General features: G+C 61.9%; 23 protein-coding genes. 13 read left to right on the plus strand and 10 right to left on the minus strand.

The genetic code is table 11. The features are described 5' to 3' along the window. The first annotated feature begins 172 nt into the window (after nt 1–172). Nucleotides 173–898, plus strand: coding sequence for an SDR family oxidoreductase (locus GOW09_RS07470; protein WP_171117008.1), 726 nt, complete (start codon nt 173–175; stop codon nt 896–898). A gap of 3 nt (nt 899–901) precedes the next feature. On the opposite strand, the gene GOW09_RS07475 is transcribed toward GOW09_RS07470, so the two are convergent. Beyond that, entirely contained in the window at nt 902–2,554 is a 1,653-nt protein-coding gene (locus GOW09_RS07475) for a DNA polymerase Y family protein (RefSeq protein WP_171117010.1), read from the minus strand. 62 nt (nt 2,555–2,616) lie between these two features. Then, nucleotides 2,617–2,904, minus strand: coding sequence for an I78 family peptidase inhibitor (locus tag GOW09_RS07480; RefSeq protein ID WP_171117012.1), 288 nt, complete (start codon nt 2,902–2,904; stop codon nt 2,617–2,619). A gap of 130 nt (nt 2,905–3,034) precedes the next feature. Here GOW09_RS07480 and GOW09_RS07485 point away from each other — a divergent pair, with 130 nt between their 5' ends. Then, on the plus strand, nt 3,035–4,147 hold the full coding sequence (locus tag GOW09_RS07485; RefSeq protein ID WP_171117014.1) for an S-(hydroxymethyl)glutathione dehydrogenase/class III alcohol dehydrogenase: 1,113 nt from the start codon (nt 3,035–3,037) through the stop codon (nt 4,145–4,147). Between the two features lie 89 nt (nt 4,148–4,236). Further along, nucleotides 4,237–4,965: an NYN domain-containing protein gene (locus tag GOW09_RS07490; RefSeq protein ID WP_171117016.1), complete on the plus strand. Its 729-nt coding sequence runs from the start codon at nt 4,237–4,239 to the stop codon at nt 4,963–4,965. An 8-nt stretch (nt 4,966–4,973) separates the two neighbouring features. Here the strand turns inward: GOW09_RS07490 and GOW09_RS07495 are convergent, their stop codons facing one another. From GOW09_RS07495 to GOW09_RS07505, 3 genes are all read right to left on the minus strand, one after another. Then, entirely contained in the window at nt 4,974–5,912 is a 939-nt protein-coding gene (locus tag GOW09_RS07495; protein WP_171117018.1) for a DMT family transporter, read from the minus strand. A 135-nt stretch (nt 5,913–6,047) separates the two neighbouring features. Continuing rightward, nucleotides 6,048–6,461, minus strand: a complete 414-nt coding sequence (locus tag GOW09_RS07500; protein ID WP_171117020.1) for a group III truncated hemoglobin — start codon at nt 6,459–6,461, stop codon at nt 6,048–6,050. A 48-nt stretch (nt 6,462–6,509) separates the two neighbouring features. After that, entirely contained in the window at nt 6,510–9,428 is a 2,919-nt protein-coding gene (locus tag GOW09_RS07505) for an error-prone DNA polymerase (RefSeq protein WP_171117022.1), read from the minus strand. A gap of 110 nt (nt 9,429–9,538) precedes the next feature. On the opposite strand from GOW09_RS07505, the gene GOW09_RS07510 reads away from it, so the two are divergent. Then, on the plus strand, nt 9,539–10,003 hold the full coding sequence (locus tag GOW09_RS07510) for a DUF1203 domain-containing protein (protein WP_171117025.1): 465 nt from the start codon (nt 9,539–9,541) through the stop codon (nt 10,001–10,003). Here GOW09_RS07510 and GOW09_RS07515 read toward each other — a convergent pair. Further along, nucleotides 10,000–10,992: an ABC transporter ATP-binding protein gene (locus tag GOW09_RS07515; protein ID WP_171117274.1), complete on the minus strand. Its 993-nt coding sequence runs from the start codon at nt 10,990–10,992 to the stop codon at nt 10,000–10,002. The genes GOW09_RS07510 and GOW09_RS07515 overlap by 4 nt on opposite strands. Before the next feature lie 87 nt (nt 10,993–11,079). Here GOW09_RS07515 and GOW09_RS07520 point away from each other — a divergent pair, with 87 nt between their 5' ends. From GOW09_RS07520 to polA, 3 genes are all read left to right on the plus strand, one after another. After that, the gene (locus GOW09_RS07520) at nt 11,080–11,256 is read left to right on the plus strand and encodes a zinc-finger domain-containing protein (RefSeq protein WP_152459472.1); all 177 of its coding nucleotides are present in this window, start codon (nt 11,080–11,082) and stop codon (nt 11,254–11,256) included. Nucleotides 11,257–11,338: 82 nt separating this feature from the next. Further along, nucleotides 11,339–11,809 carry a hypothetical protein gene (locus GOW09_RS07525; protein WP_171117027.1) on the plus strand — a complete coding sequence of 157 codons (471 nt, stop codon included), beginning with the start codon at nt 11,339–11,341 and terminating at the stop codon, nt 11,807–11,809. A 70-nt stretch (nt 11,810–11,879) separates the two neighbouring features. Next, complete coding sequence (gene polA, locus GOW09_RS07530) at nt 11,880–14,678, plus strand: DNA polymerase I (RefSeq protein ID WP_171117029.1); 2,799 nt, start codon at nt 11,880–11,882, stop codon at nt 14,676–14,678. 20 nt (nt 14,679–14,698) lie between these two features. On the opposite strand, the gene GOW09_RS07535 is transcribed toward polA, so the two are convergent. Further along, on the minus strand, nt 14,699–15,019 hold the full coding sequence (locus GOW09_RS07535; RefSeq protein ID WP_371808030.1) for a DUF2798 domain-containing protein: 321 nt from the start codon (nt 15,017–15,019) through the stop codon (nt 14,699–14,701). Continuing rightward, nucleotides 15,004–15,759, minus strand: coding sequence for a hydroxypyruvate isomerase family protein (locus GOW09_RS07540; protein ID WP_171117033.1), 756 nt, complete (start codon nt 15,757–15,759; stop codon nt 15,004–15,006). The genes GOW09_RS07535 and GOW09_RS07540 overlap by 16 nt, the downstream gene beginning before the upstream one ends. A gap of 9 nt (nt 15,760–15,768) precedes the next feature. Between GOW09_RS07540 and GOW09_RS22305 the strand changes: the two genes are divergently transcribed. Both GOW09_RS22305 and GOW09_RS07545 read left to right on the plus strand, forming a co-directional pair. Beyond that, entirely contained in the window at nt 15,769–15,930 is a 162-nt protein-coding gene (locus GOW09_RS22305) for a hypothetical protein (protein WP_217360259.1), read from the plus strand. Nucleotides 15,931–15,941: 11 nt separating this feature from the next. Next, the gene (locus GOW09_RS07545) at nt 15,942–16,886 is read left to right on the plus strand and encodes a DMT family transporter (protein ID WP_254442705.1); all 945 of its coding nucleotides are present in this window, start codon (nt 15,942–15,944) and stop codon (nt 16,884–16,886) included. Here the strand turns inward: GOW09_RS07545 and GOW09_RS07550 are convergent. Beyond that, complete coding sequence (locus GOW09_RS07550; RefSeq protein ID WP_171117276.1) at nt 16,869–17,444, minus strand: DUF1285 domain-containing protein; 576 nt, start codon at nt 17,442–17,444, stop codon at nt 16,869–16,871. The genes GOW09_RS07545 and GOW09_RS07550 overlap by 18 nt on opposite strands. A gap of 64 nt (nt 17,445–17,508) precedes the next feature. On the opposite strand from GOW09_RS07550, the gene GOW09_RS07555 reads away from it, so the two are divergent. Genes GOW09_RS07555 through GOW09_RS07570 form a run of 4 tightly spaced genes read left to right on the plus strand, consistent with a single transcriptional unit; the run spans nt 17,509 to nt 24,186 of the window. Further along, nucleotides 17,509–18,516, plus strand: coding sequence for a MoxR family ATPase (locus GOW09_RS07555; protein ID WP_171117038.1), 1,008 nt, complete (start codon nt 17,509–17,511; stop codon nt 18,514–18,516). Further along, entirely contained in the window at nt 18,513–19,388 is an 876-nt protein-coding gene (locus GOW09_RS07560; protein ID WP_171117040.1) for a DUF58 domain-containing protein, read from the plus strand. Before GOW09_RS07555 ends, GOW09_RS07560 begins: the two co-directional genes overlap by 4 nt. Beyond that, nucleotides 19,385–22,147 carry a DUF4159 domain-containing protein gene (locus GOW09_RS07565; protein WP_171117278.1) on the plus strand — a complete coding sequence of 921 codons (2,763 nt, stop codon included), beginning with the start codon at nt 19,385–19,387 and terminating at the stop codon, nt 22,145–22,147. The genes GOW09_RS07560 and GOW09_RS07565 overlap by 4 nt, the downstream gene beginning before the upstream one ends. Continuing rightward, nucleotides 22,144–24,186 carry a hypothetical protein gene (locus GOW09_RS07570; RefSeq protein ID WP_171117042.1) on the plus strand — a complete coding sequence of 681 codons (2,043 nt, stop codon included), beginning with the start codon at nt 22,144–22,146 and terminating at the stop codon, nt 24,184–24,186. Before GOW09_RS07565 ends, GOW09_RS07570 begins: the two co-directional genes overlap by 4 nt. Here GOW09_RS07570 and pbpC read toward each other — a convergent pair. Continuing rightward, on the minus strand, nt 24,183–26,219 hold the full coding sequence (pbpC, locus tag GOW09_RS07575; protein ID WP_171117043.1) for a penicillin-binding protein 1C: 2,037 nt from the start codon (nt 26,217–26,219) through the stop codon (nt 24,183–24,185). The genes GOW09_RS07570 and pbpC overlap by 4 nt on opposite strands. Between the last annotated feature and the right edge of the window lie 13 nt (nt 26,220–26,232).

A 26,232-nucleotide genomic window follows, 5' to 3' on the forward strand; every position in this document is an offset into this window, starting at 1 on the left:
TTTACAAAAAGATACGCAGGGTAGGCACAAGTGGATCAATCCGATTAGAAGTTTTTAACAGATGCACTACCTTGTGGCTTCTGGTTTGAGCTTCCGTGACCTGCGCTACCGTTTTGATCCGAAGCGGATGCGAGGCCGTATTATCGTGAAACACAACTGAATCGGCCCACACATGAGCAGCTTTGACGGGAAAACCATTTGGATCATCGGCGCAAGCGAAGGGCTGGGTCGCGCTTTGGCGCATGCGCTTGGCCAACAGGGTGCTTCCCTGATCCTGTCTGCGCGCAATCTTGAGCGGTTGTCCGAACTGTGTTCTGAACTGCCGGATGCGCGCGCGATCCGGTGCGATGTGACCGAGTTAGACTCTGTTCGTTCGGCTGTTGCCGAGGCGGGGCATGTCGACGGGCTGGTTTACAATGCAGGTGCGTATGACCCCATGCGTTCGGCCGAATGGGACACCGAGGCGTCGCTCAGGATGAGCGATGTGAACTATCTGGGTGCGCTACGGGTTCTGGGTGAAACCGTTCCGGGTTTTGTCCGGGCAGGCCAGGGAGAGGTTACTTTGATCGGGTCACTGGCCGGGTATCACGGGCTGCCCGCCGCAATCGGGTACGGAGCCAGCAAGGCCGCGCTGATTTCTCTGGCCGAGACGATGCGACACGACCTGGCGGGTACGGGCGTGACGGTGCGTATCGTCAATCCGGGCTTCATCAAAACCCGCCTGACCGAAAAGAACGGTTTCAAGATGCCGATGCTGATGTCGCCCGAGGATGCGGCGGATCGCGTGGTCAATGCGATGGCGCGTCGCCGTTTCCGTACGGATTTTCCGGCACCGTTTTCCTGGTTCATTCGTCTGATTGACTACCTGCCGGACCTGCTGGTTTATCGTGGGAAATAGACTCTAACAAAACTGTCCCTGACAGAACCAGCCGGCGGACATCGTGCCTCCGTGCCCATAGAACAACCACAGGCGCTCCCCTTGTTCTGTCACCACCACCCAGTAATCGCGTACACCGCTGCGCCAGTTGGGGTCATCCAGCCACCATTCCGGCGCGATGCGTTCCGGGCCGGTGGCCTGTGCCAGTTGCCAGTCTCGTCCACGCCAGCGAAAGGTGCAGGGCACATTCGGGGTTTCCGGGGCCATCACGGGTTCGGGTTGCCACATCAGCAAGGGGCGGGGGCGCGGCGGGGCAGGCCAGTCGCGCGCGGGTTCCGACCAGGCCGCCGCCAGCGTTTGCGCCGTTTTCTCGGGGATATGAGAGGCCGCAGGATGCCGCCGGGTGATCGCGTCCAGCCCGACCCGCGCGCCCAGCTTGGCCGTAAGGTCATCCACGGCTGTATTGCCCTCAAGCCGGTTGCAGGCCACGCGGCGCGCTTCGGCATGACCGGCGATGGTGCGGGCGTGGATGGGTTCTGTCTGGATCGCTTCAAGCCGCAGCAAGTCGATGCCATAGCCTGCGTCGATCTTGTCAACTTTCATCTCTAACAAAGGGCGAATGCGATTTTTGTCATAGGTCGGACGGGCCAGGCCGATCTCGATGATTTCAGCGGCCTGATCCGCACGGTGGGCTTCCAGCCGCAGCGTGCGGGCCCCGCGCCCCTTCTCTTCCAGTTTGGTGCAGAGCGTTGGCAGAATCCGATCGACAGCGGCCATCACGTCTTCGACCAGGCCAATCGGGTTGGGCAGAGTCATCCGCACTGCAAAGTGATGTGGCGGACGGGCGGGCGAGACCGGCTCGGGCGCGCTGCCCATGGCCTGATCCAGACGCAACACCAGCCCGCGGCCGAACCGCCGTGCCAAACTGGCACGCGGCTGGCCCAGCAGATCACCGATCCGGCGCAGGCCCAGGCGGTTCAGTTGCGCCACGGTCTGATCGTCCAGCCGCAGCGCCGCGATGGGCAGGGGGCTGAGCGCGCCATAGGCCTGCCCCGGCGCGGCAATCCGCGCGCCACCGCCCAGCGCCATCACCTGTGGCGCGGCCCCGCCCCTGGTCCAGTGCCGCCGCTTGCTTGCCCGGGCGCGGGTGGCGCGGGCCTCTTGGTTGATGGCGTCGCCGTTGCGGTCAGACGTGGCCTCTTGCCCGGCATAGCGGGCCAGCGCCCAGGCCGCGCCCAGCGTGTCGGCGATACCCATCTGCACGCTCAGGCCCATGTCGGCGCAGTCGGTCTCAAGCACGCTCAGCAAGGTCTCTTCACCGCCGAACAGATGGGCACAGCCTGACAGGTCAACGATCAGGCCATCGGGGGCCTCTTCGGCCACCCATGGGCTGAACTTGCCCGCCCAGCGGCGCAGCGCGGTCAGAAACGCAGCCTCGGCCGGGGCGTTGCGAGGGCGGGTGATCAAGCTGGCGCACATGGCATGGGCATCGCGTACCGGCTGACCCACGCGCAATCCGGCGGCCTGTGCCTCGGCATTCAACGACGTGACGATCTGCATGTTCGACTGTTCGGCCACAACGGCCAAAGGCCCGCTATGCAGGCCCCGCGCGGCGCGGACCAGCCGTTCGGCCCCCAGACGGGGAAACCACAGCGAAAGAATTCGGCGTTTGGGCATCGGCAGGCATCATTGATGTTCTTATTTTGTTCTTAATTCAGAATCACCTGCCGAGTCCACGCTTACCCGCAGGTCAGACGCTGAATAACACCGGCGTCGTTCACATAGACGTTCAGCCTGTCGATACGGTAATCCTGTGTGGCGATGTCATCCGGGCCCAAAACACGAGACCGTTCGGGAAGGTCGGCTTGAATCGTTGATACGGGCTGACCGACCGTTTCGGCAAAGGGCTCGCCCTTGCAAAATGCCAGATCAACAGGAGCGTCTTCTGAGGTGGTGGCGACATCCTGCGGAACGCTTGTGTCTGCGCAGGCCGCCAGAAAGATAAAGATCGGTAAAAAACGGTGCATTGGCGTTCCTCATTCTGGCAATGTCGTTTCTGCAATATCAAACAATTAGCCAACCTGCCAAGAAAGCACAGTTGAAAACACCCTGTATTTGACGCAGGGTCGGGGCAAAAGTGACAGGGAGATAAGTACCATGCGTACCCGTGCTGCCGTCGCCGTACAGGCGGGCAAACCTTTGGAAGTGATGGATGTGAACCTTGAAGGCCCAAAGGCGGGCGAGGTTCTGGTTGAAATCAAGGCCACTGGCATCTGTCATACGGATGAATTCACCTTGTCGGGCGCCGACCCCGAAGGCCTGTTCCCGGCCATTCTGGGCCACGAGGGCGCCGGCGTGGTGGTCGAGGTCGGTCCGGGTGTGACCAGCCTGAAGCCGGGCGATCACGTGATCCCGCTCTACACCCCCGAATGTCGCGAGTGCGAATACTGTCTGCATCCCAAGACCAACCTGTGCCAGGCTATCCGCGAGACGCAGGGCCAGGGGCTGATGCCCGATGGCACCTCGCGGTTTTCGACGCTGGATGGCGATCCGATCCTGCATTACATGGGCTGCTCGACCTTCTCGAACCATACGGTCCTGCCGGAAATCGCGCTGGCCAAGGTGCGCGAGGACGCGCCGTTCGACAAGATCTGCTATATCGGCTGCGGCGTGACCACGGGCATCGGCGCGGTGATCAACACTGCCAAGGTTGAAATCGGCAGCCGCGCCATCGTGTTCGGTCTGGGCGGGATCGGTCTGAACGTGATTCAGGGCCTGCGTCTGGCCGGGGCCGATCAGATCGTCGGCGTCGACCTGAACCCCGCCAAGGTCGAGATGGCCACCAAGTTCGGCATGACCGATTTCGTCAACCCGTCCGAGGTCGAGGGCGATCTGGTGCCCTATCTGGTGAACCTGACCAAGGGCGGCGCGGATTACACCTTTGATGCAACAGGCAACGTGCAGGTGATGCGCGCGGCGCTGGAATCGGCGCATAAAGGCTGGGGTGAGTCGATCATCATCGGCGTCGCACCCGCAGGGGCCGAGATCTCGACCCGTCCGTTCCAGCTGGTCACAGGCCGGTCGTGGCGCGGCACCGCTTTCGGCGGTGCACGTGGGCGCACGGACGTGCCCAAGATCGTCGACTGGTACATGGAAGGGAAGATCGAGATCGACCCGATGATCACCCACACCATGGGTCTGGACGACATCAACACCGGCTTCGACCTGATGCATAAGGGCGAAAGCATCCGGTCGGTGGTGATTTACTGACAACCAGAAATTGCAAGGGCGGGGTTTAACCCGCCCTTTTTGTCTCCTATCTTCAGGATATTGATAAATATCTGAATAGAGGGACTAAATTGACCACTGAAGCAACGGAACGCCTGGCCGTTCTGATTGACGCCGAGAATGTTCCGGCAAAGCATGTTGCCGAGATTTTCGAAGAAGTTGCCACATTGGGTGAGGCAAGCCTGCGCCGGATCTACGGAGATTTCTCGGGCGGTACCCCGCAAGGCTGGAGTGCTGAGAAGCTGGCGGAATATGCCATCGTTCCGCACCAGCAATTCGCCAATACCACTGGCAAGAACGCCGGGGACATCGCCCTTGTGATTGATGCCATGGACATATTGCATTCTGGCCGGTTCGGTGGGTTTGTACTGGTGTCGTCAGACAGCGACTTTACCCGGCTTGCCAGCCGGATCCGAGAACAAGGGTTGAGTGTGTTCGGGATCGGCGAAGAAAAGACGCCCAAAGCCTTTGTCGCGGCTTGCAACCGGTTCATCTACATCGAGAATATCAAAAAGGAGGAGGTGCAGGTGAACGATTCCCCGGAGAAAGCTAAGAAGCCCTCTCCCAAACAAGAGCTGAACCATGCTTATCAGTTGATCCGGAATGTCGTGCTCAAATCCGAGGAACCGGACGGATGGGCCGGCCTTGGCTGGGTCGGCAGTCAGCTCAGCATGAACTATCCGGATTTTGACACGCGAACCTACGGCTTCAAGCGGCTGAGCGATTTGGTACGAGCCACCGGGAAGTTCGAGGAAACAGGCGAAAACGGTGACCGGAAGATCAGACTGAAAGATCAGTAGCGGCCGCCCTACGACCCTGGCCGCGCCGAGGCGCCGGTGTCAGAGCGCGGCGAGCGGACGCGCAGAACCGGCTTGTTCGGCGATACATTGGCCCGGCTCTCGCGCCAGACAACGAACACACCGGACGCGATGATGATGCTGGCCCCGACTGCGACCCACATGTCGGGCGTTTCGCCAAAGAACATCATGCCGAATATCGTGGCCCAGATGATCTGGCTGTACTGGCTGGGCGCGACCACGCCGGCGGGTGCAGCGCGATAGGCCAGGATGATCAGGTGCTGGGCGATCACGGAAAACACGCCGACCAGCGCCATCATGGCCAGATGCAACAGGGACGGCGGCTGATAAACGGCCGGTTGGGCCAGGCTCATGACCACGATCGCCAGCAGCATCGGATACAGGATCAGTACGGCCGAGCGTTCCTCGTTTCCGATCTTGCGCACCAGCACCGATGCGAAGGCGCTGCAGAATGCGGCCATCAGGGCGGCCAGATGGCCGAGCGTGATATCCGTTGCGCCGGGGCGCAGAACGATCAGCACCCCGATCAGACCCACGCCAACCGCAGCCCAGCGCTGGGCCCGGACGACTTCGCCCAGTATCGGAATCGACAGGACCGTGACGATCAGCGGGAAAGAAAACAGCAACGAATAGACCTCGGCCAGGGGCAGGACCGAAAAGGCATAGAACGCGCAGGACATGGCCGTGACCATCAGACCTGAGCGCAGCAACACCAACCAGGGGTGATGCGGCCGGAAGTTGCCCGTGGTCCGGTCCGTCAAGATCGTCACGGCCATCGGGACAAAGGAAAACAGCGTGGCAAAAAAGATGATCTGCATCACCGAGTAGGTCCCGCCCAGCGTCTTGATCAGCGCGTCATGGGTGGCAAAGACCGCAAAGCCCGCGAATGCATAGCCAAGACCCCGGAGGGTGGTGTTCTGAGTGCTCATGGGTCGGCCTCGGGTGATGTGTCGATGTGAAGGGGCAGCGCAAAAGGGGCTGTCTTGTCTCTGACTAACCCTATTTTCTCGACCCGCATAGCCCCTAATTTACCGCTAACATCGCAAGGCAGCCATGCCGTGGGCTCAACGCAGGATCGGTGGCGCGTCCTTGGGCTGGCGGGCCGATTGCACCCCGACCTTCATCCCAACACCGATGCGGCGCGCCAGAGCAACCCATGGTGTGGCGGTTTCCGGGGGCAGGATCTGGGTGGCGACCTCTTGGAACAGGTCCAGCCAATGGGCGAACATCTCGGGCTTTACGTCCGGTCGTTCGATATGCACCCGCTGCGGGTTGCCGTCATAGCTGCGCTCGAACAGGATGGCGTTGCGCCAGAAGGATGCGATCTTTTCCTCATGCGCGGGCCAGTCTGTGACATGGTTGGCGAATACCGGGCCAAGTACCGAGTCTTTCCGCACACGGGCGTAAAAGGCGCGAACCTGTGCGTTGATCTGCTCGGGCGTCGCGGGAAAGCGCGGCGGAAGGGTTGGTCTGGTCATGGTGGCCTGTTTTCGCCTCTGTTTTTTGGCAGATAGGCGGTTCCGGCGTTATGTGACAGAGGTGGTATTGTCGCGCTGCCCTGGCGTCAGCAGGTGCCGCAGCAGAGCCACGGGATGCGCCCGCAGGCTCAGGCGGGTGGCGACGTAATCCTCGACCACCTGTTCGCCCAGCGACATCCCGGGCAGATGGGCGGCGGGCTCGTCCAGCGCCTCGCCTTCCAGATCCTGCGCGAACAGCGGCAGGGGCCTGGCGGTGGCGATCGCCTTGGCCTGCCACAGCGCCTCGCGCCGGGTCAGGCCGCAGGCGGCAAAGGCATCGGCCTCGGCCAGACGCTCGATCACCGAGGGGCCAAGGCCCGCGCGGCGCCAGACGTCGTCAACCTGATGATAGCCATTGCCGCGCGCGGCGGTCAGCCAGCTGGCGTCCTCTTCGCTGAGGCCTTTGATCTGGCGAAAGCCCAGCCGCAGGGCCAGCCCGCCATGGCCGTCGGGCTCCATCACGTTGTCCCAGAAGCTGGCATTGATGCAGACCGGGCGCACCTGCACGCCATGTTCGCGCGCATCGCGCACGATTTGGGCGGGGGCATAGAACCCCATCGGTTGCGAGTTCAGCAGCGCGCAGGCGAAGATGCCCGGATGGTGGCACTTGATCCAGGCGCTGGCATAGACCAGCAGCGCAAAGCTGGCCGCGTGGCTTTCGGGGAATCCGTAGGAGCCGAACCCCTCGATCTGCGAGAAACAGCGCTCGGCAAATTCGGCGTCATAGCCGTTGCGCTGCATCCCGCGCAGGAACAGGGTGCGGAATTCGCTGACATTGCCGTGTTTCTTGAAGGTCGCCAGCGACCGCCGCAGCCGGTCGGCCTGTTCGGGGGTGAAGCCCGCGCCGACGATGGCGATCTGCATCGCCTGTTCCTGAAACAGCGGCACGCCCAGCGTCTTGCCCAGCACCTCGCCCAGTGCGTCCGAGGGGAAGCTGACCTCCTCCTCTCCGTTCCGGCGGCGGATATAGGGATGCACCATGTCGCCCTGGATGGGGCCGGGGCGGATGATGGCGACCTCGATCACCAGATCATAGAAATTGCGCGGCCGCATCCGGGGGAGGAAGTTCATCTGCGCACGTGATTCCACCTGGAACACGCCCACCGAGTCTGCCTTGCACAGCATGTCATAGACCGCCGGGTCCTCGGGCGGCAGGGTGGCGAGCGTATAGCTGGTCTGATGATGCTGGCCGATCAGGTCGAAGGCCTTGCGGATGCAGGTCAGCATCCCCAGGCTCAGAACATCGACCTTGAGGATGCCCAAGGAATCGATGTCATCCTTGTCCCAGCAGATGACGGTGCGGTCCTCCATGGTGGCGTTCTCGATGGGCACCAGCTCGTCCAGACGGCCCTCGGTGATGATGAACCCGCCCACATGCTGGGATAGGTGGCGAGGGAACCCGTTGATCTGATGCACCAATGTTAGAATCTGTTTCAGGCGGTGATCCTCGGGGTCGAGGCCGATTTCGCGCATCCGCTCGGCCTCGAGCCCCGAGGCCGAGAAGAACCCCCACAGCTGCGAGGACAGGGCGGAAATCGTGTCCTCGGTCAGGCCCATGGCGCGGCCCACCTCGCGGATGGCGCGCTTGCCGCGATAGTGGATCACCGTGGCGCACAGCCCCGCGCGGTGGCGGCCATAGCGTTCATAGATGTGCTGGATTACCTCTTCGCGGCGTTCATGTTCGAAATCCACGTCGATGTCGGGCGGCTCGTCCCGCGCCTCGGAGACGAAACGTTCGAACACCATGGTGCCCATCTCGGGGCTGACCTCGGTGATGCCGAGACAGAAACAGACGACAGAGTTCGCCGCCGAGCCGCGCCCCTGGCACAGGATACCGCGCGAGCGCGCGAAATGGACGATGTCGCGGACGGTCAAGAAGTAGGGTTCGTATTTCAGCTTGCCGATCAGCGTCAGTTCATGCGCCAGCATCTTTTGGGCTTTCTCGGACGCCCCGGCGGGATAGCGCCATTTCAACCCTTCATGCGCCAGCCGATGCAGGCGCTGGGTCGGGGTTTCCTTGTCGCTGCCCTCGCTGGGATATTCATAGCGCAGCTCGTCCAGCGAGAATGTGAGTTCCTGGCTGAGCGCATAAGCGCGGGCCACGGCGTCCTCAAAGCCCTTGAAGATGCGCAGCATCTCGGGTTCCGAGCGCAGGCGCTGTTCGCCATTGGCCAGCGCGTGGCGGCCCAGATCGTCCACCTTGCGGCGCAGGCGGATCGCGGTCAGCACATCACCCAGCTTGCGGCGCGACCCGTGATGCATCATCGGTGCGGCGCTGGCGATTGTGGGCAGGCCCAGATGATATGATTCAGTCTCTAACAAATGGAAAAATGCCGCATCCGCCCCGTCATAGCGGGGATGCATCAGCAGATGCATGCGCCCGGCAAAGCGGCGCGTCAGCTGTTGCGCCTGTGTTCGCCACCCGCTCGCGCCGCCGCTCGGACGGCCCGCCTGTGGCCAGAGTAGCAGGTGCAGACCGTCGGAAAATTCCAGCAGGTCGGACAGGTGCAGGATGCACTCGCCCTTGGCCGCGCGCAGCCGTCCGGTGGACAGGAGGCGGCACAGGCTGGCCCAGCCCTGCCGGTTGATGGGCAGGGCGGTGACGGGCGGGGCATCGGTAAAAATCAGCCGCGCCGCCGGGATCAGGCGCGGCACTGCATGCACCGGGAACGAGGGTGGTTTCGGGATGTGATCGGGGCAGGGCGGGCCGATGGGCGTGTTCTGCTCCTCCCACGCGCGGCGCTCGCGCACCTTGCGGGCGATCTCGCGCGCCTGGGTATGGGCGCGGACGATGCCGGCCACCGAGTTGTCATCGGCGATGGCGATGGCGGGCAGGCCCAGGGTGACGGCGCGCTCCATGTACTCCTCGGGGTGCGAAGCCCCGGTGAGGAAGGTGAAGTTCGACGTGATCGATAGCTCGGCATACATGGCGATTCCACATTATATTCACGTTTTGTTCTTTTTCGAGTCCTTTGCGCAGAAAACGGGTCGCCTGGACCAGGCCAGGCGCGCATGGTTGCAGAAAAAGGAGACCTGATATGTTCAAGATCACCGCTCTGCCCACTGACGAAGTCCGCGCCCTTCAGGCAGGTCAGCCTGATGAATATGGCGCCGCGCCCGAGCGCGCCGTTTCGTCGGGGGCTGGCAATCCCTGTCGCCACTGCCTGAAGAACATTCCCGAAGGCGCAGAGATGCTGATATTGGCGCATCGCCCCTTTTTAGAGCCACATCCATACGCTGAAACAGGGCCGATTTTTCTGTGCGCAACGCCTTGCGAGCGCTATGAAGGCGACGCCCTGCCCGAGATCTTGACCACTGCACCCGACTATCTGATCAAGGGGTATGGACCAGATGACCGGATCGTCTATGGCACCGGGGCAATCACGCCCAAAGATCAGATCGGCGCAAAAGTCAGCGATATTTTTGCCCGCCTGGATGTGGCCTATATCCACGTCAGATCGGCGCGGAACAACTGCTACCAAGCACGGATCGACCGGGTTTAGAGCTTGACCCGGTGCAGGCCCCGGCGCGGCTGGTCCTGATCGTCGGCCGGGGCATCGTCGGTGCGCGAGGAGGTCAGGGCCAGGAACACATCCTCGAGATCGGCCTCTTCGGTACGCACGTCGCGGATGCGGATGCCCGCCGCCCGGACGGATTCCAGAACCTGCTCGGCGCTGGTCCGGGCGCTGCGATATTGCAGTATTAGGCTGCCGTCTTCACGTAAGCTGGCCTCGACGCCTTCGGTCACCGGCAGGTCGACCACCGGGGTGTCGGGAACAATGACCATGGTCCGGCTGTCCATGCGGCCCAGCAGGTTGACGGTACTGTCCTGAGCGATCTTTTCACCGTGGTTGATGATGGCGATTTCGTCGCACATCTCCTGCGCTTCTTCCAGATAGTGGGTGGTCAGGATGATGGTCACGCCCTGCTGGTTCAGCTTGCGCACATTGGCCCACAGCATCTGGCGCAGTTCGATATCGACGCCCGCCGTGGGTTCGTCCAACACTAGGATTTTCGGGTGATGCACCAGCGCCTTGGCCAGCAGCAGCCGCCGCCGCATCCCGCCCGACAGCGTGCGGGCATAGGCCTCGGCCTTGTCGCTGAGGCCGACCAGTTCAAGGATTTCATCGCTGCGACGTTCGGATTTCGGAACGCCGTACAGGCCTGCCTGCACCTCGAGCGCGCCGCGCGGGGTGAAGAACGGGTCAAGGTTCAGCTCTTGCGGCATCACACCAATCGCGGCGCGGGACTGTCGCGGATTCTGATCCTGATCGAAGCCCCAGATCGATACACGGCCCGAAGACTTCACCACCAACCCGGCGAGAATATTGATCAGGGTCGATTTCCCGGCGCCGTTCGGGCCCAGCAGCCCGAAAACCGAGCCCCTGGGAACAGTCAAATCAATGCCTTTCAGCGCGTGTTTCTCGGGCTGACCCTTGCCGCCACGATAGGTCTTGCGCAGACCTTCGATCCTGATTGCCGCATCGCTCATGTGGCTCTTGCCCCCGGATTGCTCATCGCTCATAAACGCACCTAATACATGCCCGCGAGGCCGACAACCGAAGAAGGATCGCCAGCCGTGACCATCGAAGCGCCGGAAACCAAGATCGTCGAAACCGCCCGTGTCGCCTGTGACGGCGGCGAAGGCGCATTGGGCCATCCGCGCGTCTGGCTGCAAATCCCCGAGGATACAGGCTGGGTCGAATGCCCGTATTGCGACTGCAAATATGTGCTGAAGGGCCGTGAACAGGGCTGATTGCCCGACCAGCCGGGTTTTGCCCAAATCTTGCCTCGGTTTTCATGTTAGTGCTTTGGCACAACCAAAGCAGGGATACGTGATGACCGGAATTTCGGCCACTGACAATGTTAACCCGGTTTTCGGCTGGGTTGGGTTCTGCATCGCGTCTTTGGCATTGTTTGCTGTGTTGTTCGTATTCTGGGCGGGGCCCTTTGCACCTCAGCAGACTGCGGGTGTGTCGCTGGGCGAACTGGCGGCCGAAATCGGCAAATCGACACTGAGGGCCGCCGCGGGGATGGAACAACCCGAGCCCGTTGCCCGCGCCCGCGATCTGGATGATTTCCTGCGGATCGGTGTCGCCATGCTTGGCGGGCTTGCGATCGTCATCTCGGCCGTTGGCATCCTGCGTCACGAAAAGCGGCGCCCTGCCATCGCCGGAATGGTTATAGGTACGGGGGCAATCCTGTTCCAGTTCTTTGCCTTTGCGTTTTTTGCGTTGCTGGGGGTGTTGGTGATCATGGCTTTGCTGAACAGTTTCTCTGACGTCTTCTCGGGATTGTTTGGCGGTTAGGCTGCGTTCTTGGCTGGTCACCCGCGTGACCCTGTGGCAGAACCATCCCTGACCGACAGGGAGCGCGCGCATGAGCAATTTCGGAAAAGGATGTCACCTGCATCTGATCGACGGATCGGCCTTTATTTTCAGGGCCTATCACGCGCTGCCTCCGCTAACCCGCAAGTCGGATGGTCTGCCGATTGGGGCGGTGTCCGGGTTCTGCAACATGCTTCAGAAATATGTCGAAGGGAACACCGGGCCGGATGCGCCAACCCATGTGGCGGTGATTTTCGACAAGGGGTCGCACACATTCCGGAATGATCTGTACGACCTGTACAAGGCCAACCGCGAAGCAATGCCCGAGGACCTGCGCCCGCAAATTCCACTGACCCGCGAGGCGACAAAGGCATTCAATATCGCCTGCAAGGAACTCGAAGGCTATGAGGCCGACGACATCATCGCCACCCTGACCGTGCAGGCGCGCGAGGCTGGGGGCCGCGTGACCATCGTAAGCTCTGACAAGGATCTGATGCAGTTGGTCGGTGACGGCGTCGAGATGCTGGATGCGATGAAGAACAAGCGTATCGACCGGGACGGGGTGATCGAGAAGTTTGGAGTTGCTCCTGAGCGCGTTGTGGATGTTCAGGCGCTGGCGGGGGATTCCGTTGACAATGTGCCGGGCGCTCCGGGAATCGGGGTCAAGACGGCGGCGCTGTTGATCAACGAATACGGTGATCTGGAAACACTGCTGGACCGGGCCGAGGAAATCAAACAGCCCAAGCGCCGACAAACCCTGATCGAAAAGCGCGATCAGATCGAACTGTCGAAGAAACTGGTGCAGCTGGACGAGAACACACCGCTGGATTTCACGCTGGATGACCTTGAAGTGAGAGAGCCCGATGCAGAGACCCTGCTGGGTTTTCTGGCGGATATGGAATTCCGCACACTGACCAAACGGATCGCCGACAAGCTGGGGGCCGAAGCGCCGGCCATCGCCGACGCTCCGGCGCCTGCGGCCAAAGAAGTTGAGGCCGAGACGATCCCGTTTGACGCGGCAAGGTATGAATGTGTCCGTGATGCAGCGGCTTTGCAAAAGTGGATCGATCTGGCCCATGAACGAGGTTGGATCGCTGTTGATACCGAAACCACCGGTCTGAATGAAATGATCGCGGATCTGGTCGGTATTTCGCTGTGTGTCGAGGCCGGCGAAGCCTGTTACATCCCGCTGACCCACCGCGATGGTGCGGCGGATGATCTGTTCGGGTCGGACGCGCTGGCTGAAGGGCAAATGCCTCTGGATGAGGCGCTGACGCTGCTGAAGCCGGTGCTTGAGGACCCCTCGATCATCAAAATCGGGCAGAACATGAAATACGATGCCAAGATTTTCCGGCGTCACGGTATCGATGTGGCCCCGATCGATGATACGATGCTGATGTCCTATGCCATGCATGGCGGTGAGCATGGGCACGGCATGGATACGCTCTCGGAACGGTATCTCAGCCACACGCCGATCCCGATAAAGCCGCTGCTGGGGTCAGGCAAATCTGCGATCACCTTCGACAAGGTGCCGATCGACGAGGCCACCGCCTATGCCGCCGAGGATGCGGATATAACGCTGCGCCTGTGGCAACTGTTCAAACCGCAGCTCCACCGGGTGCAGGTGACGACTGTCTACGAGACGCTCGAACGACCACTTGTGCCGGTTCTGGCCGAGATGGAGATGCATGGCATCAAGGTCGACCGCGACGTGCTGAGCCGTATGTCGAACGCCTTTGCCCAGAAAATGGCCGGTTTAGAGGCTGAAATCCACGAACTGGCGGGTGAGAACTTCAATGTCGGCTCACCCGCGCAGTTGGGTGAGATACTGTTCGACAAGATGGGCCTGGAAGGTGGCAAGAAGGGCAAGACCGGCAAGTACTCGACCGGGGCTGATATTTTGGAAGATCTGGCGACCGAGCATGAACTGCCGCGCAGGGTGCTGGATTGGCGCCAGTTGTCCAAGCTGAAATCAACCTATACCGACGCGCTTCAGACCCATATCAACCCCGACACGGGCCGGGTGCACACGTCTTATGCCATCACCGGGGCGAATACCGGACGTCTGGCCTCGACCGACCCCAATTTGCAGAATATCCCCGTGCGCACCGAGGAGGGCCGCCGCATCCGCGAGGCCTTTGTCGCCGAGCCGGGCAATGTTCTGGTCAGCCTCGACTACAGCCAGATCGAGCTGCGCATCCTGGCGCATATCGCCGACATTTCGACCCTGAAACAGGCCTTTGCCGACGGGCTGGACATTCACGCGATGACGGCATCCGAGATGTTCGACGTGCCGCTGGATGAGATGACGCCGGATATCCGTCGTCAGGCCAAGGCGATCAACTTTGGCGTGATCTATGGCATCTCGGGCTTCGGCCTGGCGCGCAACCTGCGCATCCCGCGGGCCGAGGCACAGGGATTCATCGACCGCTATTTCGAACGCTTTCCGGGCATTCGCCAGTATATGGATGACACGGTGGCATTTGCCAAAGAGCACGGTTATGTCCAAACCCTGTTCGGGCGCAAAATCCACACGCCCGAGATCAACGCCAAGGGGCCGCATGCAGGATTCTCGCGCCGGGCGGCGATCAACGCGCCGATTCAGGGCACGGCGGCGGATGTGATCCGGCGCGCGATGGTGCGGATGCCGGGTGCGATCAATGGGCTGCCCGCCAAGATGCTGTTGCAGGTCCATGACGAACTGTTGTTCGAAGTCGCTGAGGATTCCGTGGATCCGCTGATCGACGTGGCGCGCGAGGTGATGGAGGGTGCCTCGGACCCGGCGGTGAAACTGGATGTGAAGCTGAGCGTGGATGCTGGCCAGGGTGCGAACTGGGCCGAGGCGCACTAGCACCAGGTCAGCCTTCCGGGTCAGCCCTGTGGCCTGACCCACCCTTCGACCATACGTTTGACCGAAGGTCCAAGGACCAGGATCACCGTGAACGCGATGGGCCAGCAAAAGGCCCAGGACGCCATCCAGTCACCAAGCGTTTCAGGATGGAACCCGACTGCCTTGACCGTAGCGATCCCGGTGACAATGCACGACATCAGTCCTGACATGATCAGTCCAAAGATGGCATGGGCAAAGCGGGCAGGAATCATATCGGGCATCCTCGAAAGCGGTTTGCCCGTTTTGTGCGCCTTTCGGGCAGCGAATTCCAGCCCGATGAACGGCGTCAACGTCGCATCCAAGCCAGGGTCGCATCTGTTCGAGCCGTCGAAGGCGCGTATTCGGCGCTGACCCAACCGGTGTAACCAGCTTCATCCATTGCCGCGAAAAGCTGCGCGAAATCCGTAGGCCCGAGCCCCGGTTCAGAACGTTCGGGGGCGGCCCCGATCTGGGCGTGGACAACACTGGGGTGAAAACGCTCCCAGACGGCCAGCGCGTCGCCGTGGATCATATGTGCGTGAAAACTGTCATATTGCAGACCGACATTCGGGCGATCCACGCGGCCAAGTACCTCGGTCGCCAGATCATAGTCGTTCAGGAAATAGCCGGGTTGGGACATCGGATTGAGGGGTTCGATCGTGAAAGTCTGCTGCGGTGCGAAATCGGCGGCCCACTGTAAGTTTTGCACGAAGCAGTCCAACGCATCCGTCCCGGCCGCGTATCCGGACATGATATGAATGAAGCCCGGCCGCAGCACCTGAGCGTAGCGCAGAACGCGGCGGATATCAGACTGAAACCGGGACGCACCGCCGGGGATGGCGGCATAACCCGGCACGCCACCGGTATAATTCGGCGGGGGCGCGTTGATCAGAACCAGTTCGAGCCCGTTGGCCAGCAAGGCACGCCGGGTTTCTTTTGCAGCAAGTTCGTACGGAAACAGGATCTCGACCGCCTGGAACCCGGCATCTGCCGCTGCCTGAAACCGATCCAGATACGGAAGTTCGGCAAAGAGCAATGAGATATTCGCGGCGAATTTTGGCATAGGCGGCCCATGGATTTCTGGTGGCCCGACCCTATCCGCGCGTTGATTTCTGTGAAAGTGACAGAAAACGACAGTTTGTCGAAATTCGACCAGATCGACCCGATGAAATCGGAAACGCTTCCTGCATTGCGGCGAATCAATTTTCTGACGCCGTGCCAATGGAAGGTTTGAAAACGATGGCGATGAGCCCAGACCCCGTCCGCGGGAACAGCCTTTCTGCGCCGGCGGGACAGCATTCTGCCTTGTCGGGCAATGGGTTGGCGGTGGCATCGATGCTGACATGGGCGGCCGGGTTTCCGGCGGCCGAAGTGCTGTTGCAAACATGGCCGCCCGTCGCCCTGTTGGCCGCGCGACTGGCGCTGGCCGTGTTGGTGATGGTGCCGGTCTGGGTGATTCTGGACGGGCCGCGCCGGGTTGTTTCAGCCCGCTGGGGTCATGCAATGACCGTCGGCGGCCTTGGAATCGGGTTGGGAATGTTCCTGTTGATCTTGGCGCAAAAGCTAACCGACCCGGTGACGGTGGCAATCATCGTCTCTTGCGCACCTTTGGTGGCCACATTGCTTGAATTGGCTGCTGGCACACGCCGGCTGAAGTGGAATTTTGCGCTGGGCGTAGCTGTATCGATTGTCGGCGGGTTGATCGCCACCAGCGCCTTGGCCCCGGCCCAGTTGGGTCTGGGCGCGGCCTGTGCGGTTGGATCAACGGTGCTATTTTGCTGGGCCAGCATGGCAACCGCCCGGGATTTCGCCGAACTGAGCCAGACCGGACGCACGACGATCACCTTTGTCGGAGGGCTGGCCATGGCATCGCTGCTGGTTTTCGGATCGGCGCAGTTTGGTCTGGACGTGATGCCTGCAACTGCGTTCGACATGCAACAGGCAGGCATGCTGATGATCTATGCGCTTATCTCAATGGGTCTCAGCCAGGTATTTTTCATCACCTCCGTCGGCAAGCTAGGCGTGGCGCTGGCCTCTTTTCACATCAATGTCGCGCCGTTCTACGTGATGCTGATCATGCTGATGCTGGGGGACGAATGGAACTGGACCCGGGCATTGGGTGCGAGCATTGTTGCAATGGCTGTCGTGCTGGCACAGGATCGCGCGCCACGGTCAGCTCAGGTCGGCTGAGGGGATCAGGCCAAAGAACTGCCTGCCTGACCAAACACCGAACCAGCCGTCATGGTACGTTCCGATCTCGACGAGGCGGTAAAAGCTTTTGCGGTCTATCCGAGCTTCGAGGTTGTCGCGGATCAATATGTAGGGTGAGGGTTCGTCTGTTTCAGGGTCGATAACAATTCGTATCGGATGATCAGCTCCGGCCACAGCCCTGTCGCCAACATGGGTTGTGAAGGTCAAGGACTGGTCCTTTCCATCCCCGTCCCGGTCGAAATCCACAGCGACAAACGGCGCGTCTTCGACAGTGATTCCCACCTTCTCGACCGGGGTGACGAGGAAGTACTTGCCGTCTTCCTTCTTAAGAATTGAGGAAAAAAGCTTCACAAGCTCGAAACGGTTGATGGGTGAGCCTAAATAACTCCATGTGCCATCTTTTGCGATCTTGATGTCCAGATCGCCGCAAAACGGAGGATTCCAGAGGTGAACGGGCGGTAAACCGTTGGTTTTGGCCGCTTTGACCGATGCCGCCAGACCATCTGGCGACGGTTTCACAGGTTTTTGTCCGCTCATTGCTTTTGCCATTTCCTCTCAGCGCGATACACTTCAATCATATTAGTCCACGGAAGGGAAAGTCATGACCGAACCTGCCGACCTCGTAGCCGAGATCGAAGCGCTGGAAAACAAGCTGCAAGAGGCCAAGGCCTCGATCACCCGCCGCTTCATCGGGCAGGAGAGGGTCGTGGACCTGACGCTGACCGCACTTTTGTGCGGCGGCCATGCCCTGTTGATCGGTCTGCCGGGTTTGGGCAAGACACGCTTGGTCGAGACTCTGTCGACGGTGATGGGCCTGCATGGCAGTCGCATTCAGTTCACGCCCGATCTGATGCCCGCCGATATTCTTGGTTCCGAGGTTCTGGACACTGCCGACGATGGCAGCCGCCATTTCCGGTTCATTCCCGGCCCGATCTTCTGTCAGTTGTTGATGGCGGATGAAATCAACCGGGCAAGCCCGCGGACACAATCGGCGCTGTTGCAGGCGATGCAGGAACGCACCGTTACCGTGGCAGGCGAGGACCGTTCATTGGGTACGCCGTTCCACGTGCTGGCAACGCAGAACCCGATCGAACAGGAAGGCACCTACCCGCTGCCCGAAGCCCAGCTTGACCGGTTCCTGGTGCAGATTGACGTCGAATACCCCGACCGCCAGACCGAGCGGGATATTCTGCTGGCCACGACCGGGGTTGAAGAGGAAGAGGCGCATCAGATTTTCAGCAAGGAAGAGTTGCTGGCTGCGCAGGTCTTGTTGCGCCGGATGCCGGTCGGAGAATCCGTCGTTGAACTGATTCTTGATCTCGTGCGGGCCTTCCGCCCCGAAGAACCCGGTGTGTCCGAACGGGTTGCCGAAACCGTGGCCTGGGGTCCGGGCCCCCGTGCCGCGCAGGCGCTGATGATGACGGTGCGGGCGCGTGCCATGTTGCAGGGACGCCTGGCACCAAATGCCGAGGATGTTCTGGATATGGCGCGCCCGGTGCTCAGCCACCGGATGGCACTGAACTTTGCGGCAAGGGCGCGTGGTGACAGCCTTGCAGAGCTGATTGACTCGACCGCTGTCAGGCTGATCCGGACCGAGGCCGCGGCGTGAATGCCGAGCTGACCCTTCGCGAAAGATCTGAAGCCGAGACATCGCGGCTGCCGCCCCTTTTGGCGAGGGCCGAGCACTTGGCCGGAACCGTTCTGCTGGGCGACCACGGTCGACGGCGGTCCGGGATGGGGGATGATTTCTGGCAATACCGCCCGGCGCAGGTCGGCGACAGCCGTCGCATGATCGATCACCGCCGCTCGGCGCGGGGGGATCAGCAGTTCGTACGTGAACGGGAATGGCAGATCGCGCAATCCGTGATGTTATGGGTCGATCAGGGGGCTTCGATGCGGTTTGCGTCCGACAAGACCCTGCCGACCAAAGCGGATCGCGCGCGGCTGTTGGGGCTGGCGACATCCATCCTTCTGGTGCGCGGCGGTGAACGCGTAGGTCTGACCGGCACCACCTTGCCGCCCCGGCGCGGCAATGCGCAGATCATCCGGCTGGCGCAGGCCTGGTCCGAGGATAATCAAGCGGATTACGCCCCGCCCGAACACCGCGCCATGATCCCTCATGCCCGCGCCGTGTTCATCTCGGATTTTCTGGGCCCCATGGATGAGGTTGAACTTGCCCTGACCAAAGCCGCCGACCGTGGCGTGCGCGGCGTGGTTCTGCAAGTGCTGGATCCGGGTGAGGAGTCGTTTCCCTATCGCGGGCGCACCATTTTCGAAAGCGTCGGAGGGTCTGTCCGACACGAAACGCTCAAGGCTGCCGAGCTGCGGGACCGTTATCTGGAACGCCTGGCGCACCGCAAGGACGCGCTGAGGCAACTGTGCCGAGCGACGGGTTGGCAACTGGGCCTGCACCACACGGGCGACAGCGCGCAAGCGGCTCTGTTATGGCTTTATCGGGCCTTGGATGGGGGCACGCGATGACGGTTCTGGCGGGCATCGGCTTTACCGCGCCATGGGTGTTGCTGGGTCTTCTGACCCTGCCGATCCTGTGGCTGATCCTGCGCGCGGTTCCGCCCGCACCAATCCGCCGCTTGTTCCCGGCGGTCACGCTGCTGTTGGGCCTGAAGGATGACGAAAGCGTATCCGACCGCACCCCATGGTGGCTGCTGCTGCTGCGGATGCTGGCGGCGGCTGCGATCATCATCGGGCTGGCAGGGCCGGTTCTTAACCCGTCACGGGATGAAACCGGAACCGGGCCGCTGCTGCTGGTGCTGGACGCCAGTTGGGCCGGGGCCGCGCGCTGGCCGGCGACACTTGACCAAATCGACACGCAATTGTCGGAGGCCGGGCGCGCGGGCCGAACGGTTGCGATTTTGCGCCTGACAGAGCCGGAAACACCGGTGTTTCAGGCTGCGGAAGCGTGGCGCGGGCGTTTGCCTGGGCTGACCCCGAACCCCTGGCCGCCGAATGCGGATCAGATTGCTCAAACCATTGCCGCGTTGAACGCCGTTGACGGCGGGTTTGATACCCATTGGTTCAGTGACAGGCTGGACTATGCAGACCACGCTGAACTGGTGTCCATCCTTCAGGCGCGCGGAGATGTGACGGTCTATCAGGCGGCCTCCCGGCCCGTTGCAATCCGGCCTGCGGCCTATCAGGACGGGCTGATCCAATTGACCGTTCAGCGCGCGGGCCCCGGACCGGAAGACCGTGTGACGGTATTGGCGCAAGGCCGTGATCCGGCGGGCACGGCCCGGGTGCTGCATTCCGTTGAGCTGACCCTTGAAGCCGGCGAAAGCACGGCGCAGGCCGATCTGGCGCTGCCGTCGGAATTGCGCGCCCGTATCACGCGGTTTGAAATTCAGGGCCAAAGGTCCGCCGGGGCCGTGACTTTGACCGATGACAGTCTGCGCCGGCGCGAGGTTGCGCTGATTGCCGGAACCCGCAACCGCGAAGGGCTGGAGCTGTTGTCACCCCTGCATTACCTGACGCAGGTCCTGGTCCCGACCGCGGATTTTGTCGATGGCGGCCTGCTTGAGGTCCTGCCCGCCAACCCGGATGTGATCGTCCTGTCGGACGTGGCGCAGATGTCGGAGCCGGAAGAGGCCGCTTTGATCGAATGGGTCGAACAGGGGGGGCTTCTGCTGCGTTTTGCCGGTCCGCGCATGGCGGCCAGCGATCTGGGCAGGGACACCGAAGACACCCTGTTGCCGGCGCGGCTGCGCAGCGGTGGGCGATCCGTCGGCGGTGCGATGAGCTGGGGCGAAGCCAAGACGCTGGCTCCATTCCCCGAGAGCTCTCCGTTTTTTGGCCTGGATATCCCAAAGGACGTGGTTGTTTCGACCCAAGTCATGGCGCAACCAGACCCTAACTTGGCGGATCGCGTGATTGCTTCGCTGTCCGACGGGACTCCGTTGGTGACACGCAAGGCTTTGGGGCTTGGGCAGGTGGTGCTGTTTCACGTCACTGCGGATGCCGAATGGTCCAGCCTGCCGTTGTCGGGCCTGTTCGTCGAGATGCTGGATCGTTTGGCCGTGGCTTCGGCAGCCAAGTCGCGGCAAGAATCGCAACTGCAAGGCACCACGTGGGAGCCGGTTCAGATCATGGACGGGTTTGGCGCCCTGTCAGATGCCGGAACCCTGGCCGGTGTGGATGGCGTTCAGCTGATCTCGGGCCGGATCGGGCCAGATTTGCGTCCGGGTCTCTATGAAAGCGGCAAGCAGAAGCTGGCATTGAACGTGGTCTCGGAAGAAACCGAGCTGCGCCCGGTGACCTGGCCCGCCAATGTGCCGATCAAAGGGCAGGAGGTCAGCACGGAAACCCCGCTTGGTGGCCTGTTGCTCAGCCTCGCACTGATCTTGCTGACGGTTGACGTGATTGCCTCGCTGGCCTTGTCGGGCAGGCTGGGTCTGGCGCGAACGGCGGCTTCCGCGATGGCCGCTTTTCTGCTGGTGCCGGACGTACAGGCGCAGACGCCCGAAGATACCGAATTTGCCCTTGCCGCAACGCACGAGCTTGTGCTGGCGCATGTGCTGACCGGTGAGGCGCAAGTGGACGATATTGCCGAGGCCGGATTGCGGGGCTTGGCGCAAACCCTGTTCTTTCGCACCTCTGTCGAACCGGCGGACCCAATCGGCGTTGATCTGGAACGAGACGAACTGGCATTCTTTCCGCTTCTCTATTGGCCCATTACGCCGAACCAGCCGCAACCTTCGGCCGAGGCGTATATCAAACTGAACGCTTATTTGCGTTCGGGTGGGATGATCCTGTTTGATACGCGCGATGCGGATATTGCCGGTTTCGGCGCATCCAGTCCGAATGGCCGCAAGTTGCAGCAACTGGCCGGACCGCTGAATATCCCTGCATTAGAGCCGATTCCCCGCGATCACGTCCTGACCAGAACATTCTATTTGCTCCAGGATTTCCCGGGCCGCTATTCCGGCGCAGAAGTCTGGGTCGAAGCTGCACCCGGGGATGCAGAACAGATCGAAGGGATGCCTTTCCGAAACCTCAATGACAACGTGACACCGGTGGTTATCGGCGGCAATGACTGGGCCGGGGCCTGGGCCGTGGATCGCAACGGCCAGGCCCTTTTGCCTGTCGGTCGTGGGTATGCCGGGGAACGGCAACGCGAACTGGCCAATCGTTTTGGCGTCAATCTGGTGATGCACGTGCTGACCGGGAATTACAAATCCGATCAGGTCCACGTGCCCGCCCTTTTGGACAGGTTGGGACAATGACCGGAACCGTCATATTCGACCCTCTGATCCCGTGGCCGCTTTTGGCTGCTGTGGGGGCGATTGCCACTGTCGGAGTAGCTCTGGCCTTGTGGCGCGGTTTGTCGGGCTGGGCCTTGCGGGGATTGGCGGCCCTGGTTGTCATCGCGGCACTGTCCGGTCCGGTCTATCAAGTCGAGGACCGCGCGCCGCTGACGGATATCGTTTTGATGATCGAGGATGAAAGCGCCAGCCAGACACTTTCGGACCGGGCCGAACAGACTGCGCAGGCCGCCGAAGATCTGGCCGCCGAGATCGAGGCGCGGGACAATACGGAACTGCGCCGCATTCGGGTCGGCGACGGTGACGGGGATGAGGGCACGCAGGTCATGGCCGCCCTGAATGAGGCCCTGGCCGAAGAACCGCGTGCGCGCATCGCAGGCATTCTGGTGATATCGGACGGGATCGTGCACGATGCCGATCAGGCCCCGGAATTGCCGGCGCCGATGCATCTGCTGCAAACCGGGCGTGCGGACGACTGGGATCGCCGGCTTATCGTCCGAAATGCGCCTGCTTTTGCCATCATCGGTGAATCGGTGACTTTGACCCTGCGCGTTGAAGACAGCGGAGCAGCCCCCGCGGGTGCCGCGACAGCGCCGTTGGAGATTTCCGTGGATGGTGGTGAGCCTCAGCAACTGAGTATTCCAATCGGTCGGGATGTCGAACTGCCTGTCACCCTGCCTCATGGCGGGCGCAACGTGATCCAGTTTTCCGTGCCCCTGGCCGAAGGCGAGTTGACCGACCGCAACAACACCGCGCTGATCCAGATGAACGGCGTTCGGGATCGCCTGCGAGTTCTGCTGGTCTCGGGTGAACCTCATCCGGGCGGGCGCACATGGCGCAACCTGCTGAAATCCGACAGCTCGGTCGATCTGGTGCATTTCACCATCCTGCGCCCGCCCGAGAAGCAAGACGGCGTGCCGGTGGACGAATTGTCTTTGATCGCCTTCCCGACCCGCGAGTTGTTTCTGGAAAAGATCAACGATTTCGATCTGATCATATTCGACCGCTACAAGCGGCGCGGCATCCTGCCTGCGATCTATCTGGACAACGTCACCAGTTATATCAATGACGGCGGCGCGGTTCTGATTGCGGCCGGTCCCGATTTCGCCGGAGCTGACAGCATTTTCCGGTCGCCGCTGGCGCCGATCCTGCCGGCGCAACCTTCCGCGCGTGTCTTCGAGGAACGCTTTGTTCCGAAGGTCAGCGAGTTGGGTCAGCGCCATCCGGTGACAACAAATCTGGGCGATTCCGAGGATTGGGGGGCCTGGTTGCGCCAGATCGATGTGAACCATCGCTCGGGCGAGGTTCTGATGACGGGCATTGACGAACGCCCCCTGCTGGTTCTGGACCGAGTGGGAGAAGGGCGTGTTGCGATGCTGGCATCGGACCACGCCTGGCTGTGGAGCCGTGGCTTTGAAGGTGGCGGCCCGCAACTGGAGCTTTTGCGCAGGTTGGCCCATTGGATGATGAAGGAACCCGAACTCGAGGAGGAGGCGCTGTGGGCCGAAGCCAACGGGCAGTCCATGCGCATCATTCGACAGACGCTTGGGGATGATGTGGGTCCAGTGACTGTGACGCGCCCGAACGGGGAAACGCTGGAAATCACCTTGCAAGAGGTCTCTCCGGGGCGGTTCGAAGCGCAATACTATGGGCCCGAGATTGGTCTTTACCGTTTGCAGGAAGGTGACCACATGGCCGTGATCGGGCTTGGTCCCGCCGCGCCGAAGGAGTTTGAACGCACCATCGCAACGGGGGATGTTCTTGAACCGGTTTTGGCCGGCATGCGGGGCGGCGTGATCCGGGTGGAAGATGGGTTGCCGTCGATCCGCAACGTGCGCGCCGGGCGCCCGGCGGCTGGTCGGGGCTGGATCGGTCTGACCCCGCGCGATGCCTACGAGACACGGGATGTTACCCAGGCGGGTTTGCTGCCACCTTGGCTGGTTTTGCTGTTGGCGGGAGGTTTCCTGTTGGGCGGTTGGCTGCGCGAGGGTCGGCGCTAATCGATCCTGATTGACGCCCTGTCGGATTGACCTTGCGCATCCACCACGACAAGTGAGGTGAAGCCGGTCCCCGGATTGGGGATTTCGAACTCTCGTCGCCGCTGCCCGGTCAGCACCGGCACGCCATCCGCCAGTACGGAAAACGGCCCGACGCCGCCACGCAGTTTGACCGTCAGAGGTGCTCCTGACGTCTCTAACACGGCGTTATCGGGCGGGAACAGCAGGTCCGGCGCGGAAGGATCATCCTTGAAAGCTGTCGTGCGGGGGCGAAATCGCTGCAACGGCTGAGGCAATTGGGCCGCGCCGACAAGCAAGGTCGAAGGCGGCGGTGGGCGCAGGGGCGTGAGGTCGGGTTTAAACAGGTTGAAAGCCTCGGCCAACAGGGGTGCGGCAAGGTCGCCCCCGAATGCACCGGGAACAGGCGTTCCATCGGCGCGGCCCAGCCAGACCCCTATGACGTGCTGCCCGTCAAAGCCGATGGCCCAGGCATCGCGGTGGCCATAAGACGTGCCAGTCTTGTAGGCCAGCGACCCTGTTGCACCGCCTGCCGGTGGCGCAAGCCCGGCCAGAATGTCCGAAACCTGCCAGGCCGAGGTTTCCGACAGAACGCGCCGGGTGCGCTGGGCGTCTGCCAGAACGTCATGATGTAGGATCGGGCCCGTGCCACCAGCTGCCAGAGTGGCGTAAAGCTGCACCAGATCGCGCAGGCTCAACCCCACGCCACCCAAAGAAATCGCCAATCCGGGTGTTGCGCCATTCAGACGTGGCTCTGACCCGGCCAACCGCAAAGCCGTCATCAACTGAGCGGGCCCCAGCTCATTCGTCAAGCGCACTACGGGGATGTTCAGCGACAGCTGTAGGGCGTCCCGCACCCGGACATCGCCACGGAAGGCGCCGTCGAAATTGCGCGGTGCGTATCGGCCAAACATCACGGGGCTGTCGCTGATCAGGGTCTCGGGATGGGCCAGCCCCTGATCGAAGGCCAGCCCGTAGACCAGAGGTTTCAGGGTCGATCCGGGTGACCGTACGGCCCGGGTCATATCCACGAACCCCTGACGGGCATCTTGGTACCCGGCAGATCCAACCGATGCCAGAACCTCGCCGCTGCGATGGTCGGCCACGATCAGAGCCCCGGAAACGCGTGGTCCGACGCGGTTGGCGGTCTGTGCCACCAAGGTTTCCAACCGGGCCTGCAATCCGGCATCCAGTGTCAGATCGAAGGCCTGGATTGCGGGTGCTTGCCGCCTCACGCGGTCAGTCAGATGGGGTGCAAAGCGCGGAAACGGATTCATCCGATCCGGAAGGGGGTCGGTCATGGCCGCACGCGCTTGGGCATCGGTCAGGACGGTGTGGCGCACCAGCCTGTTCAGAACCCGGTCGCGGGCCTGTCGGGCAGCCTCGGGCTTGCGATCCGGGCGCCGGGCCTCGGGGGATTGCGGCAACGCAACCAACAGGGCGCTTTGCGCGGGGGTCAGCCGCGTGGCGTCCTTTCCAAACCACGCGCGGGCGCCGGCACGGAGCCCTTCCAGATTGCCACCATAGGGGGCATGGGTCAGATAAAGGTTCAGGATTTGCTGTTTGCTCAGACGCCGCTCCAACGCCAATGCGACTCTGATCTGGCGAAATTTTCCGCTCCAGCGCCCGGTTGGGCCATCTTCGATCAACCGCGCCACCTGCATGGTCAGGGTGGACCCGCCCGACACGTTACGCCCGTTCCACAGGCTTTGCCCGGCAGCCCGCAGCATCGCGATGAGGTCCACTCCGGCGTGGGTCCAGAACCGTTTATCCTCGTACCGGATCAGCATCGCGATGAAATCCGGGTCAACTGCGCCGGGCCGCAGCCTCCAGATGCCATCCTCGACTGGAAACGCCCGCAAAAGCTCGCCATTCCGGTCCCGCATCTCGACCGAAGTTTCAGCCAGAACGGAAGGCAGCGTCGTGGCATCGACCAAGCGGTCAACACCATCCCGTGCCAGTGCCGTCAGATAGAGTGCTCCGGCCAGCGCAAACAAGAGCTTCGTCCGCCTAGGCATGTCGACCGCCCAA

This window comes from Ruegeria sp. HKCCA5463 (assembly GCF_013034175.1).
Classification (GTDB): Bacteria; Pseudomonadota; Alphaproteobacteria; order Rhodobacterales; family Rhodobacteraceae; genus Ruegeria.